This is a genomic window from Acinetobacter sp. BIGb0196 (assembly GCF_011759595.1).
In the GTDB taxonomy this organism is placed as follows: Bacteria; Pseudomonadota; Gammaproteobacteria; order Pseudomonadales; family Moraxellaceae; genus Acinetobacter; species Acinetobacter guillouiae.
Window position 1 is genome coordinate 471,670 of record NZ_JAAOZA010000001.1, and the last position, 13,375, is coordinate 485,044.

10 protein-coding genes are annotated in these 13,375 nt (G+C 40.0%); 7 read left to right on the forward strand and 3 right to left on the reverse strand.

What is annotated here, in order from left to right; all coding sequences use genetic code 11:
• The first annotated feature begins 92 nt into the window (after positions 1 to 92).
• Complete coding sequence (gene ffh / locus FHR28_RS02235) at positions 93 to 1,499, forward strand: signal recognition particle protein (protein ID WP_004817818.1); 1,407 nt, start codon at positions 93 to 95, stop codon at positions 1,497 to 1,499.
• A gap of 136 nt (positions 1,500 to 1,635) precedes the next feature.
• Positions 1,636 to 2,241 carry an RBBP9/YdeN family alpha/beta hydrolase gene (locus FHR28_RS02240; RefSeq protein WP_151957685.1) on the forward strand — a complete coding sequence of 202 codons (606 nt, stop codon included), beginning with the start codon at positions 1,636 to 1,638 and terminating at the stop codon, positions 2,239 to 2,241.
• A gap of 7 nt (positions 2,242 to 2,248) precedes the next feature.
• Here FHR28_RS02240 and FHR28_RS02245 read toward each other — a convergent pair whose 3' ends face one another.
• The 3 genes from FHR28_RS02245 to FHR28_RS02255 all read right to left on the reverse strand — a co-directional run bounded on the left by FHR28_RS02245 (position 2,249) and on the right by FHR28_RS02255 (position 4,796).
• Positions 2,249 to 2,920, reverse strand: coding sequence for a toxin-antitoxin system YwqK family antitoxin (locus FHR28_RS02245; RefSeq protein ID WP_151957684.1), 672 nt, complete (start codon positions 2,918 to 2,920; stop codon positions 2,249 to 2,251).
• An 86-nt stretch (positions 2,921 to 3,006) separates the two neighbouring features.
• Entirely contained in the window at positions 3,007 to 3,738 is a 732-nt protein-coding gene (locus tag FHR28_RS02250; protein ID WP_004724053.1) for a type III pantothenate kinase, read from the reverse strand.
• A 302-nt stretch (positions 3,739 to 4,040) separates the two neighbouring features.
• Positions 4,041 to 4,796 carry a biotin--[acetyl-CoA-carboxylase] ligase gene (locus FHR28_RS02255; RefSeq protein WP_166781853.1) on the reverse strand — a complete coding sequence of 252 codons (756 nt, stop codon included), beginning with the start codon at positions 4,794 to 4,796 and terminating at the stop codon, positions 4,041 to 4,043.
• 30 nt (positions 4,797 to 4,826) lie between these two features.
• On the opposite strand from FHR28_RS02255, the gene FHR28_RS02260 reads away from it, so the two are divergent.
• The 5 genes from FHR28_RS02260 to ligA all read left to right on the forward strand — a co-directional run bounded on the left by FHR28_RS02260 (position 4,827) and on the right by ligA (position 13,079).
• The gene (locus tag FHR28_RS02260) at positions 4,827 to 5,630 is read left to right on the forward strand and encodes a sulfite exporter TauE/SafE family protein (RefSeq protein WP_004724050.1); all 804 of its coding nucleotides are present in this window, start codon (positions 4,827 to 4,829) and stop codon (positions 5,628 to 5,630) included.
• A 160-nt stretch (positions 5,631 to 5,790) separates the two neighbouring features.
• Complete coding sequence (locus FHR28_RS02265; protein ID WP_004724049.1) at positions 5,791 to 6,486, forward strand: GntR family transcriptional regulator; 696 nt, start codon at positions 5,791 to 5,793, stop codon at positions 6,484 to 6,486.
• 13 nt (positions 6,487 to 6,499) lie between these two features.
• Positions 6,500 to 9,952 (forward strand): chromosome segregation protein SMC, encoded by a 3,453-nt coding sequence (gene smc / locus FHR28_RS02270; RefSeq protein ID WP_166781854.1) that lies wholly within the window; start codon positions 6,500 to 6,502, stop codon positions 9,950 to 9,952.
• Position 9,953: 1 nt separating this feature from the next.
• Positions 9,954 to 10,970: a cell division protein ZipA C-terminal FtsZ-binding domain-containing protein gene (locus FHR28_RS02275; protein WP_151957682.1), complete on the forward strand. Its 1,017-nt coding sequence runs from the start codon at positions 9,954 to 9,956 to the stop codon at positions 10,968 to 10,970.
• A 78-nt stretch (positions 10,971 to 11,048) separates the two neighbouring features.
• The gene (ligA, locus tag FHR28_RS02280; protein ID WP_151957681.1) at positions 11,049 to 13,079 is read left to right on the forward strand and encodes an NAD-dependent DNA ligase LigA; all 2,031 of its coding nucleotides are present in this window, start codon (positions 11,049 to 11,051) and stop codon (positions 13,077 to 13,079) included.
• Positions 13,080 to 13,375 lie beyond the last annotated feature (296 nt).

A 13,375-nucleotide genomic window follows, 5' to 3' on the forward strand; every position in this document is an offset into this window, starting at 1 on the left:
TGTGAACTACAGTATCCTATAGCATCTTGAGCATAAATTTTCTATTTTAAGAAAGATTTTTTTGCTACTAGCTATTTTAAGCGGATTTTGCAATGTTTGATACCTTAACAGAACGACTCACGCAGAGTCTCAGAAATGTTACTGGCTCTGGGCAGCTAACCGAAGATAATATTAAAGATACCTTACGTGAAGTGCGTATGGCACTTCTTGAAGCCGATGTTGCTTTGCCTGTAACTCGTGAGTTTATTGCGAAAGTTAAGGAAGAAGCATTGGGTCAAGAAGTCATGACTCAGCTTTCACCAGGTCAAGCTTTCGTTAAAATTGTGTATGACGAACTCACCAAAATGATGGGTGAGGCAAACGAAAGCCTAGACTTAGCTGCAAAACCACCTGTTGTGATTCTTCTCGCAGGTTTGCAAGGTGCTGGTAAAACCACGACAGCTGCAAAACTTGGACGTTTCTTAAAAGAACGTCAAAAGAAAAAAGTGGCGATGGTTTCTGCCGATGTTTACCGTCCAGCTGCGATCAAGCAACTGCAAACAGTTGCTGCTGAAGTGGGTGTTGATTTTATTGAATCGGACGCTTCTGAAGATCCGATTAAAATTGCACAACGTGCAATTGGTCAAGCCAAAATTAACTTTAACGATGTTTTGATTGTCGATACGGCAGGTCGTTTGCATGTCGATGATGACATGATGGACGAAATTAAAGCATTACACGCCGCAATTGGCCCAACTGAAACCTTATTTGTCGTTGATGCAATGACAGGTCAGGATGCGGCAAATACCGCCAAAGCCTTTAATGATGCATTACCATTAACGGGTGTTATCCTCACCAAAACTGATGGTGATGCACGTGGTGGTGCAGCGCTTTCGGTACGTGCGATTACTGGTAAGCCAATTAAATTCTTAGGTATGGGTGAAAAACTCGATGCCTTAGAGCCATTCCATCCTGAGCGTGTTGCACAACGTATCTTGGGTATGGGTGACGTACTTTCTTTAGTCGAAGAAGTTGAACGTAAAATCGACAAAGAAAAAGCCGAAAAAATGGCAAAAAAATTGCAAAAAGGCGGGAGCTTCAACTTTGAAGACATGCTGATGCAATTTGAACAGATGAACAAAATGGGCGGTATGATGGGCTTCTTGGATAAGTTGCCTGGCATGAGCAATTCAGGCATTCAAGATGCGATTGCACAAGCAAATCCTGAAAAGCAAGTGAAAAAGATGGAAGCGATTATTCAATCGATGACCATTAAAGAACGTCGTAACCCAGACTTAATGAATCCGAGCCGTAAAAAGCGTATTGCAGCAGGCTGTGGTATGGATGTGGTTGAAGTCAATAAACTGATCAAACAACATGCACAAATGGCGAAAATGATGAAGAAATTTGCCAATCCATCGGGTATGGCAAAAATGATGCGCTCATTGGGTGGAATGCAAAAACAGTTTGGCGGTGGCGGCGGTATGGGGCCATTGTTTGGTAATAACGATAAAAAATAAGTCTCATTTTTTTTATAAAAAGCGCCTTAGGGCGCTTTTTTGTTAAATAAAAATAACATACTTTTGTTGGCTCTTTAGATATTCTGAGCCCATTATTTGAATATGATTTAAACAATAATTGATAAGAAGTTTATTTATGAAAAAAGTATTTATCGTACACGGTTATAAAGACTCCCCTGAACATCATTGGTATCCATGGCTAAAGCAACAAGTATTGTCTACAGGACATGCATGTGAAGTGATTGATCTAGAACATCCAGAGCAGCCCCAATATGAGCTGTGGAAGCATAATATTACGCAGCAAATTAAGTCACTCAATGACGATACCATCATTGTGGCACATGGCTTAGGTGGGATTGCCAGTCTGGATTTTCTTTCGAGTGAATTATTGGGGCGAAAATTAGGTGCTTTGTTTTTGGTTGCGGGATTCAGTAAAAACTTAGCCGTTTTACCTGAACTTAATTTATTTTTACAACACGCTCGAGTCGATGATGCGCTGCTCAGAATGAATATTCTGAATCGCTTTATCTTTTTCTCTAACAATGATCCTTTTGTGCCAGCGCCTGTCAGTATTCAATTGGGTTATTCGCTGAATTCACAAATGATTGAGGTGAAAGGTGCAGGGCATTTCATGGCAGCAGAGGGCCATACCAGCTTAACTGTACTTTGGGAAAAGTTAGCAGTTTTATTACAACCTGAATCCCAAGCTGGTACTCAGGCTGCATTTTCGATTTTATTTTGATGCTGTTTTATTGATTGAGCTTTTGATAAAGCTCGTCAAGAATCTCCTGAGCGCGTTGCTCATCTTGAATCAAATTGCCTTGTTGATCCCAAACCTTACTGTCCAGAATTGAATAATCTTCACTTGGGCTTAATTTTAGTTCAGCTGCAGGTTTGCCATCTTCATACCATACCTTTTGAACGATGGGCTGATCATCTGAATATTCTTCCTGTAGCCCAAGTTGACCATTTGAATAGTACGTTTCAGTTTTTCCAACTAATTTCTGGTCTTCGCTGGTCGATTTAAAGCTGATTTTTCCATTTTCAAAATAGCCCACCACTTCACCGTCGACATATTTACTATCAAAGCTATTTAAGCCTTGAGGGGCTTTAATCCAAAATGGGTCTGATTGTTTTTTACGACTATTTTGATAGAAGTCCTGAACTAAGAAACGGCCATCTTTATCACGACCTAATAATTTTCTGAAATATCCATTTTCTACAGGCGTGAGTGAATAACCCTGATCCATGACTAAGCCGCAGTCACAGGCTTCTTCACCTGCATCTGGAGCAAAGTAAGCAATAACAGGTTCAGTTGTTGCCATGGTTGTTGAAGATGAGTGCGTAGTTTGTAAACTGGTACAACCCACCATTGTGAAGCTCATTAAACAGGCACTAAGCAGTAAGGGTATCGTTTTCATAATGATTGCTCATTTATCGTGTTTATGATTGTGTTTATTTATTAAAAATGGAAGATTGCTGATCTTCTATTAAATTGTATTTAGGTTTAAGCGGTTTGTCGATCTATATAGAACTGTAAGCCTTTGAGTAATAAATCTGATTCAATTCTTGGTTGATATTTCTCTAGAAATTGTGCAAATAGATTGGCATCACCACCTGTTAAAATAAGCTTTCGTGGTTGTTGCTCAAGCACTTTTTCAATGGTGCTTAACAGCCCCAAGAAAATGCCATGATGTACTGCATCTATGGTATTCCGACCAGGACTTAGCTCTGAAAAAGCCGCATCTGGAATTTTAATACCTTTGGTTTTTTGAATTAAAGAATCACGTTGTAAATAGAGGTTAGGCAGAATATAACCGCCTAAATGTTGTAAGCCTTGGGTTAAATCAATCGTTAAAGCTGTGCCACAGCTAATCACACACAAGTCATCATCAGCTTTCGCTACTGCCAAAACTTGTAACCAACGATCGATTCCAAGTTGTTCTATATGGTCATAGCCACAACGTAATCCTGCATATTCAGCATGCACTTTGGCAAAAGTTACCGGAATATCGAGTAATTTTAAAATCTGGACAATGCGTTCGTTGTTCTTTTTATCTTGGACTGAGGAGATTCCAATTTTGTCTAAGCCTAAACCACGAAAATGTTGAATTAAACCCAGTAGCAGATCCGCAGGGGATTGGAGATGTAATTCTGCTGCCTGTTGGATAATTTGATTATTTTCAGTAATCCAATATTTTAGACGGGTATTTCCAATATCTAACCAAAGTGCTTTCATGATTTTGCCTAATTGAAACTGAACACAATCTGCATAATTATTTTATTTGAAAATATTGAACGACTTAGAGAGCATCTCAATCTGATCAATCAAATAGGGCAAATAACCTGCGGTTCATTTTGCTGAACGTTGTTCCGTACTGTTAGTAACTGTTTGCTATGATCTTTGGATCAATACGATTACTGCGCAATATATAGCGAAATGTATAGCGAAAAAAGTCCTGTTTTAAATAATTGCCGAACACTTTTTAGCAATTTATATGCTCAATCTAACTCATTTTAGACAACGGATCACATCGTTATTTATGCTTCAGCTAAGCGTAAACGCCCTTGATAGACATTGACTAAGCCTTGAGCTGTCAATAAATTCAGTGCGCCATCATCAGAAATTCCTTTGAAAATACCCTCAATTGAATTTTGAATTTGTTCAAAATAAACCTGCTGATCCATAAAGGCAGCATAGTGATTAAATCGTGCTGCAAGGTTATAGCAACCATGATCAAACCATTGTCCAGCTTGTTGAATTGCCAAATACATTTCTGCAATGATTTGGATTCGATTTGGAAATTGTAGGCCTAATTGCATTATCGAGGTGGCTTGTTGAGTCACATTTTCTTTGGGGATCGGAAATAAGTTGATCCCGATTCCAACAATGGCTTGATGTGGTGAAATGGGCTCAACCAAAATTCCCCCCCACTTTCCTTGAGGGCTATATAGATCATTGGGCCATTTAATTTGTAATGCTGGTAAATTCTTAAGTGTTGGCATTTGTAAGATATTTAAAGCAATTTCCAATGCTAAACGCCCATCTAAGGGTGTTCGAGTTTCAAGCAATGTGCTTAAATAAATGTTACCAATGGGCGAAACCCATTCCCGTTGGTGCTGACCTCGTCCTTGAGTCTGAGTTTCACTACAGACCAAAACTGTCTTGACGCCGCTGAGCGCAATTTCACGCACATCAACATTGGTCGATGCTGTCGTCTGCTTTAAAAGCAGCACTTCAGGGAGTTCATTTGCTTGTGTAAGAAGTTGTCTAAGATGACGAGTCTCTAAATCCATGTTGAATCTGAGAAGAATGAAGGAACATTTATGGAGTTAATCATATATTTAGGTATTGGTGCAATCGCAGGATTTGCTGCTGGGCTATTTGGTGTTGGTGGTGGCTTAATTATTGTACCAATTCTCTATGTGGTCTTTACTAAAATGGGCTATGATCCTTCGGTCATTATGCACATGGCATTGGGAACTTCACTTGCAACAATTATTGTAACTTCAATTAGTTCCGTAACAGCGCATCATAAAAAAGGTGCCGTACTTTGGAATGTTTTTAAAAACTTAGCCCCAGGTTTGGTGATTGGCTCATTTATTGGTGCTGGCATTGCAGATATTTTATCAGGTCAGCATTTACAGCTAATCATTGGTGCTTTTGCAATTTGGGTGGCATTTAAAATGTTTAAGGGGGCCAATGTTAAAGTCGATGAATCTAAACAATTACCAACTGCGCCTATGCAAATGCTGGCTGGTGGGGGAATTGGAGTTGCATCGGCAATTTTTGGTATTGGTGGTGGAAGTCTGACCGTTCCCTATCTCAACAAAAATGGTGTGGTGATGCAAAAAGCCGTTGCAACATCAGCAGCTTGTGGTTTACCGATCGCAATTGCGGGTGCGCTCGGTTTTATGTTCTTTGGTGCACAAGAACCAACCGAAATTAAAAATTCAATTGGTTATGTGCATATTTATGCCTTTATTGGAATCAGTGTAATGAGTTTTATCACTGCCAAATTTGGCGCAAAGGTGGCGCATGCACTTTCTCCAGCGATGTTGAAAAAATGCTTTGCATGCTTACTTACAGTGGTCGGTCTTTATTTTATTTATCAAGGTATTACTAAGTAGATTCCGATCAATGGTACTTTTTCTAAACACTGAGTTGACTTAAAATACATTAAAATTGTCGGACAATGTCATGGTTTCAATTGAATTAAATCAGGTACAACTAAAATAATGACAATTGACATTGTCCAAGTAAAGAATAATAAACCAAGATAGGAATTATATGCATTCGGAAGAAGTGGATAGCCTTTCAGAACAGATTGCCAAACATATTAGTGAACAAATTATTAGTGGCGAGTTGGTTGAAGGGGAAAGAATACAAGAACTACGTATTGCCAAAGAACTGGATGTCAGTCGTGGCTCGGTACGTGAAGCCCTTTTGCTTTTAGAAAGAACCCATCTGATTGAAATTTATCCTCGTCGTGGTGCAATTGTCTCAGAAATGTCAGCACAACAAGTCCGTGCATTGTTCGATACCAGCGCATTGTTATTAGGTCAAATCGTGCAACGTATGAGTGAAACATGGCGCAATCATGAAGCTGAAGCGATTCAGCAGATGATGAATCATTTGGTTGAGCAGGTGAAGCAAGGCAATACTGAAAAGTTTTATGATGGCATATTTCAATTTTTATCAGGGCAACAGGACATGGTTGGGAATCCCTACCTGATGAAATTTTATAAAGAGTTGTTACCATCCCTACGAAGAAGTTATTTTTTAACCTTAAATACTTCAAGACGCGAGCTTCAAGAAGCTTTAGAATTGCTTAAGTTGGTGATTGACGCAATTTTAATCCGAAAATCACAACAAGCTACTTTATTTATGGAAGATTTTTGTCGACACTTACGTAATCTAGTGTTGGAATCTCTGACACGGATGAAACAAATCGAACTCGCTTGGGCGCGGAGATCGCGTCGGTAATTACTAGGACATTATGCGTTTAAGCAGCTTAAAACTTTCAGGCTTCAAATCTTTTGCCGATAGTACAACACTACAATTCAAAGATAACCGTACAGCGGTGGTTGGTCCTAATGGTTGTGGTAAATCCAATGTGATTGACGCGATCCGTTGGGTGATGGGGGAATCCAGTGCACGCCAGCTCCGTGGTGGCAGTATGCAGGATGTTATTTTTACAGGAACGGCAAAACGTAAACCTGTAGGTATGGCAAGTGTAGAACTGCGCTTTGAAAACACCTATGGCAAATTAGGTGGGGCTTATAACGCGTATACTGAACTTGCTGTTCGCCGTCAGGTGAATCGTGATGGAAAATCTGAATACTTTCTCAATGGGACGAAGTGTCGACGTCGTGATATTACCGACATTTTCTTGGGTACAGGTTTGGGTCCTCGTTCTTACGCAATCATCGAACAGGGGATGATCAACCGCTTGGTTGATGCCAAACCTGAAGAAATGCGTATCTTTCTTGAAGAGGCTGCTGGAGTTTCTCGTTATCAGGCTCGTCGTCGTGAAACACTACAACACTTAGAACATACCACGCAGAACTTAGACCGCCTCGAAGATATTGCTTCAGAACTCAAATCACAGCTTAAAACCTTAAAACGACAGTCTGAAACTGCGGTTCAATATAAGACTTTAGAAACTGAAATTCGTACGTTAAAGATTGAAATTCTATCTTTCCAGTGTGATCGTAGTTCTCGTTTACAAGAACAATATACGGTTGAAATGAACGAATTGGGAGAGCACTTTAAACTGGTGCGCTCTGACATGAGTACTTTGGAACATGATCTGACTTCAACCAATGAGTTGTTCCAACGTTTGATTCAACAGTCCACGCCTTTGCAAAATGAGTGGCAACAAGCTGAGAAAAAACTCTCTGAGTTGAAAATGACTTTGGAACAGAAACAAAGTTTATTTCAACAGAACTCAGAAGCTTTGGGAAATTTTGAACAGCAAAAAGCTCAAACCAAAGAAAAGATTCAGTTGATGGAATTGCAATTGGAAACCTTGCACAGTCAATTGGAGCAGCAGACTGAACATTTACAACATGCTGAGTCTGAAACACAACAACGTAGCCAAGCCTTTACCGATTTAAAAGCGCAGCAATTGCAAGCACAACAACAGTATGAACAGGTCAAAGTTCAAGTTGAAAAGCAACAGCAGCAAAAAGCACAAATGCAGGCGCAAATTGAACAGCTTGCAAAAAATGTTGCGCGTATTGAACAGCAAAAAGACACCTTAAAAACCCAAGCCGTTCAGGTTCAAAGTCAATTTCAAACTGAAGATGTTCAACAACTTGAGCAAGATAAATTAGCAATCCAAGCTGCGATTGTTGAATTAGAACAAAAAATTAATCAAGCAAAGCAGCAGTTTGAACAACTACAGGAAAGCATTAGTCAGCAAAAAACTCAGATTTCAGCTTTAAAATCTGATGTACAAGTGTTGCAATCTGAACAGAAAAACCTCACCCAATTAATGGCGAAAAGTGCTGTAAATAGCAAGGCTGATACTGTGCAATTGATGCAGGTATTAACGCTGAATGCACAAGGCAAAGCACATGCACCGCTGGTTGAAAAGTTTTTAGCCAAATGGTTGTCAGCCCATATTGTTGATCAAGATGCTGATTTTGCTGAAAGTGTGGCACGCCAGCTTAAAGCAACAAGCTCGCAAGATAAAATTCAATTGAATGGATTGGCATGTTTAGCAGATTGGATTGAATCTCCACAGTATTCATTGTGGAATCAAGTCGCTGTAATTGAAAACCTCGCTCAAGCTTTAGCGGTACAAGCACAGTTAAAAGCAGGACAAAGCATATTGACGCTGGATGGTTATCATGTTGGTCAAGATTGGGTGATTGGTCTGTTCTTTGATGAGTCGAGCCAAGCCGCACAGGGTGCACTCAGTCATCGTATTCGCCTTGAAGAAATTGAAACACAACTTGCGCAGCTACAACCACAGTTGATTGAAGCTGAAACTGTATTGCCAAATTTAAATCAGCAATTGCTGGACCTGCAAAAACAGATCCAAACAGAGCAAGACACGCTAAAACATCAGCAAAAACAGCTACAACAGTTTGATCTGCAAATTGCTAAGCAGCAAAGTGCTTCACAAGCATTTGAGTTACAGAAAGTTCAGCTGAATAGTCAATTGCAACAGTTAGATGAGCAACTTGAAGAAGATGCAATGCAGAAAGATGATCTTGAAATCGATATGCACTCGGTCATCCTCAAGCTTGAACAAAATCTTCCTGAGTTTAAAACCTTGCAATTCAAGTTGGATGAGCTCAATGAGCAGGTTGAAGAACAGCAACAGCAATTACAGCTTAAGCAGCAAGATTCTGAAACTACACGTCGTCTAGCTGAACAAAATAAACAGCAAATTGAATTATTAGACAAAGACCTATCCTTCTCTAAAACGCAATATCAACAAATTATTGCGCAAATGGAGCAAGCCAAGAAGTTTGTAGATCCAATTCAATTGGAATTGCCGAGTCTAGAATCGCAATATGCTGAGCAGGCACAACAAACTGAAAAACTGCAAAAAACTTGGAGTGAGTGGCAAGTTGAATTGAATAATATTCAATCCAAACAGCAACAACTTACAGAAATGCGCCATTTGCATCAGCAAAATGATGAGCAATTGCGTACAAAACTGGAAGAGCGACGTTTGGCTTGGCAATCGGCAAAATCAGATTTACAGCATTATTCCGATCAACTTAAAGAGATGAATGCTGAAGTTAAGCAAGGCGTATTGATTGATTTACCTGTACATCAAGAAAAATTTGAGAAAGCACAGCGTCAGTTTGAAAAATTAGGCGCGGTCAATTTAGCAGCTTCAGAAGAATATGAAGAAGTTTCTAAGCGTTTTGACGATCTAACCCATCAAATGCAAGACTTGGAAAATACGGTTGGGCAATTGAAAGACGCTATGAAGACCATTGACCAAGAAACCAAAAAATTATTTATGGGGACTTTTGATCAGGTCAATGCTGAATTAAAAGTATTATTTCCAAAGGTTTTTGATGGTGGTGAAGCTAGTTTAAGTCTTGAAGATGACTGGCAGTCTGGCGTGAAGTTGATGGCACGTCCACCCGGCAAGAAAAATAGTTCATTGGCTTTGTTATCTGGTGGTGAAAAAGCATTAACGGCATTGGCTTTGGTATTTGCTATTTTCCGTTTGAATCCTGCACCTTTCTGTGTTTTGGATGAAGTTGATGCACCTTTAGACGATGCTAATGTAGGGCGTTTTTGTAATTTAGTAAAAGAGCTTTCTGATCAAGTCCAATTCATTTACATTACACATAATAAAGTTGCAATGACGATGGCAACCGATTTGCTGGGTGTGACGATGCCTGAACCAGGCACATCAAAGCTCGTCACTGTGAATTTGGAAGAGGCAAGAGAATACGGTTTAGCCGCGGAGTCGTAGTATGGAAGTCACCACAATTATTGGAATTGTTGTTGCAGTAATCATCATTCTGGTGGGTTTAAGGATGGTGCTACGAAAGCCCAATGATGCCGCACCTTCTTTAGAGTCTGAATTGCATATCAATGAAGACTGTAAACAACCGGTAATTCCTCGTCATGTACGAGATCAATTGCGAACAGACCGTGAGTCTCAAGAGCAAGTGCGTGTTGAACCGAATTTAACTGCTTTAGACTCGGTCGAAGTTGCAGATGAAAAACAGCAAAAGATTGAGGATGTAGCAGTGGAGTCGAATGCTATTCATTCAACTGAGCTTGAGCATGCCGCAATTACACAACAAACTGAAAAGACGGAAACAGTGGCAAGCACTGAATCCGCAACAGAATCTGTAAAAGCACTTGATGTGCAGACAGAACCGACGACTCAAACTCATGATTCTGCCAAAGCCGTAGTCAGTCAGGACAAAGAGGAAGCGTTTCAATTTAATGCCAATGTTGAAACAGCTGAAATCAAAGAGTTTGATGAGGAAAGTAGTATTTTAGATGTTCATTTAAATGAGCAACAAAAATATGATGATGAAAGCGTATTGTCTACGGCTGAAACCATTATTGCGCTGAATGTTTATCCGAATCCACGTAAAGCATTGTCTGGGGATAAAACCTTAAAAATGTTGCTCAAATATGGTTTACGTTTTGGTGAACTCTCTTGCTTCCATCGTTATGAGAATCCAGAGGAAGAAAGCCATTTACTGTTTTCTGTATTACGTGTCACCGACAATGGTCCAGATGGTTTTGATTTAGAAACCTTATCGACTGAACAAGTTCAAGGTTTGGCTTTTTTCTTGGCACTTCCTCATTCAGATGTGCAAAAAGGCTTTGATACCATGGTCAGTATTGCTGGCTTAATTGCCCGTGAAATAGACGGTACGGTCTATGATGAAAACAATCTTGAATTTACCCCACAACTGAAAGAGCATTGGCGCCATAAAGCGATCGATTATCGTTCAGGACATGATGCTTAGCATAACGTCATATTTACTTTATAATTGGTATTCAGAATTTTAGGCGGAGTATTCCGCCTTTTTATGGTGAAAAAATTTATGGAAAATAATCCTGTCGTGACGCAAATGCGTCAATTGATTCAACTCATTGCAAAACATAATCACGCTTATTATGTGATGGATCAGCCGAGTATTGAAGACAGTGAATATGATCAGTTATTTCACCAACTCAAAGCCTTAGAGCAACAACACCCAGAATTGGTTCAGGCAGATAGCCCAATCAATAAAGTGGGTGGAAAACCGCTGTCTAAATTTGAAACCATTACCCATACTGTACCAATGCTGTCCTTGGGCAATGTATTTAATCAGGACGAGTTATTTGCTTTTGCCCGCCGTATCGAAGAACGATTGCCCAATCAAAAGATTCAATATGATGTCGAGCTAAAATTTGACGGATTGGCAATTTCGCTCTGGTATGAAAATGGTGTATTGACACGTGGCGTAACCCGTGGCGATGGTGAAACAGGCGAAGTGATTACGCAAAATGTAAAAACTATTCGTAATTTACCGAAAGTCTTGTCTTCGGATAAAGTGACAGTACCACGCTTGTTAGAAGTTCGTGGTGAAGTATTGATGCCAAAAGCCGGCTTTGAACGACTCAATGCTGAAAATGAAGCGAAAGGTGAAAAGACCTTTGCCAATCCTCGAAATGCTGCGGCTGGTAGTCTACGTCAGCTTGATCCAAGTATTGCAGCATCTCGCCCTTTGGCTTTCTATGCTTATGGTATTGCACAATGTGAGCCGCATCATGGCATTGAGTCAATGTCAGCGAGTCTTGAATGGTTGACTAACTTTGGTTTTGCTGTGGGTGAACGTCATTTTATTTGTGAAAGTATTCAAGAAGTACAAGAAAAATATCAGCAAATCAACCAAGAGCGCCCGAATTTAGCGGTTGAAATTGATGGCATGGTGATCAAAGTTGATGATCTTCAACAGCAACAAAAGCTGGGGTTTTTAAGTCGTGAACCGCGTTGGGCAACAGCGTATAAGTTTCCCGCAGTTGCAGCCTTAACAACGGTTGAAAATATTGATTGGCAAGTCGGACGTACCGGGACTTTAACCCCTGTAGCACGCTTAAATCCTGTGGCTGTGGGCGGTGTAACGGTTTCTAATGTGACTTTGCACAATATTGGTGAAATTCACCGTCTGGACGTTCGTATTGGCGATACGGTCAGTGTCTATCGTAGTGGTGATGTGATTCCCAAAGTTGAAAAAGTATGGTTAGAGTTTCGTCCAAATGACGTGACAGAAGTACATTTACCTGAAAATTGTCCAGTATGTTCTTCTCCTGTCGTAATGCCGGAAGGGGAGGCTTTGGCACGTTGTTCGGGTGGTTTATATTGTTCTGCACAACGTATTGAGGCCATTCGTCACTTTGTTTCACGTAAAGCAATGGATATCGAGGGTCTCGGTGATCGCTGGGTAGAGTCACTATTACATCTTGATTTGTTAAAGGATGTCGCCGACATTTACCATTTACATGAGCATCGTGAACAGTTACTAACCATTGAAAAAATGGGTGAAAAATCTGTCCAAAACTTATTGGATGCGATTGAGAACAGTAAGAAAACTACACTTGCTGCATTTATTTATGCCTTGGGTATTCGTGGTGTAGGTGAAACCACGGCACGTATGCTTGCCAACACTTTCCAGACGCTGGATGCGATTCGTCATGCTGATCTTGAAGCATTAAAGAAAACTCCAGATGTTGGTGATATTACGGCTGAGTGGATTGTTGATTTTTTCCAAGCTCCACATAATCTTGAAGTGATTGATCGTTTGCTTGCAGCAGGGATCCATTGGGATGCACCAGTTGCACCCACCCGTCAGCCTTTAAATGGTGAGAGTTGGGTGATCACAGGCACATTGGCAACCATGGGGCGTGATGATGCGACTCAAATGCTACAAGCACTTGGTGCGCGTGTCAGTGGCAGTGTATCGAGCAAAACCAAATGTGTGGTTGCGGGTGAAAAAGCCGGTTCTAAGCTTGAAAAAGCAGAGAAACTGGGTGTCGCTGTACTGAATGAGCAGGAGTTTTTAGCATTAATGGCTGAGTATGGACAGGCATAGATTCGTTTAAATTAACTCTAAAATTACTGCAAAGATACAGTTGTTGTATCTTTGCAGTTTTCAAAAATTAAAATCATCAATTCGAGATTGATGCGATAGCAAATCAACAAGTCATCATTTTTCAATAGAATTTTGAGCACTGTATTTTAGCGATTGTATTTCGCAAGGCTGCTTGATCTATCATTAGCACGCTATATGATAATAATTCTTATTTATTAGAATTTTCCATTAAACTTAACTTTAGATGAGAAATTACAATTCTTAACAATAGTGAAAGTATATATAATAATCATTAT

Coding starts and splice junctions, on each gene's coding strand:
- smc (WP_166781854.1), top strand. CDS start 6,500: ATGCGTTTAAGCAGCTTAAAACTTTCAGGCTTCAAATCTTTTGCCGAT.
- FHR28_RS02240 (WP_151957685.1), top strand. CDS start 1,636: ATGAAAAAAGTATTTATCGTACACGGTTATAAAGACTCCCCTGAACAT.
- FHR28_RS02245 (WP_151957684.1), bottom strand. CDS start 2,920: ATGAAAACGATACCCTTACTGCTTAGTGCCTGTTTAATGAGCTTCACA.
- FHR28_RS02265 (WP_004724049.1), top strand. CDS start 5,791: ATGCATTCGGAAGAAGTGGATAGCCTTTCAGAACAGATTGCCAAACAT.
- FHR28_RS02260 (WP_004724050.1), top strand. CDS start 4,827: ATGGAGTTAATCATATATTTAGGTATTGGTGCAATCGCAGGATTTGCT.
- FHR28_RS02275 (WP_151957682.1), top strand. CDS start 9,954: ATGGAAGTCACCACAATTATTGGAATTGTTGTTGCAGTAATCATCATT.
- FHR28_RS02250 (WP_004724053.1), bottom strand. CDS start 3,738: ATGAAAGCACTTTGGTTAGATATTGGAAATACCCGTCTAAAATATTGG.
- FHR28_RS02255 (WP_166781853.1), bottom strand. CDS start 4,796: ATGGATTTAGAGACTCGTCATCTTAGACAACTTCTTACACAAGCAAAT.
- ffh (WP_004817818.1), top strand. CDS start 93: ATGTTTGATACCTTAACAGAACGACTCACGCAGAGTCTCAGAAATGTT.
- ligA (WP_151957681.1), top strand. CDS start 11,049: ATGGAAAATAATCCTGTCGTGACGCAAATGCGTCAATTGATTCAACTC.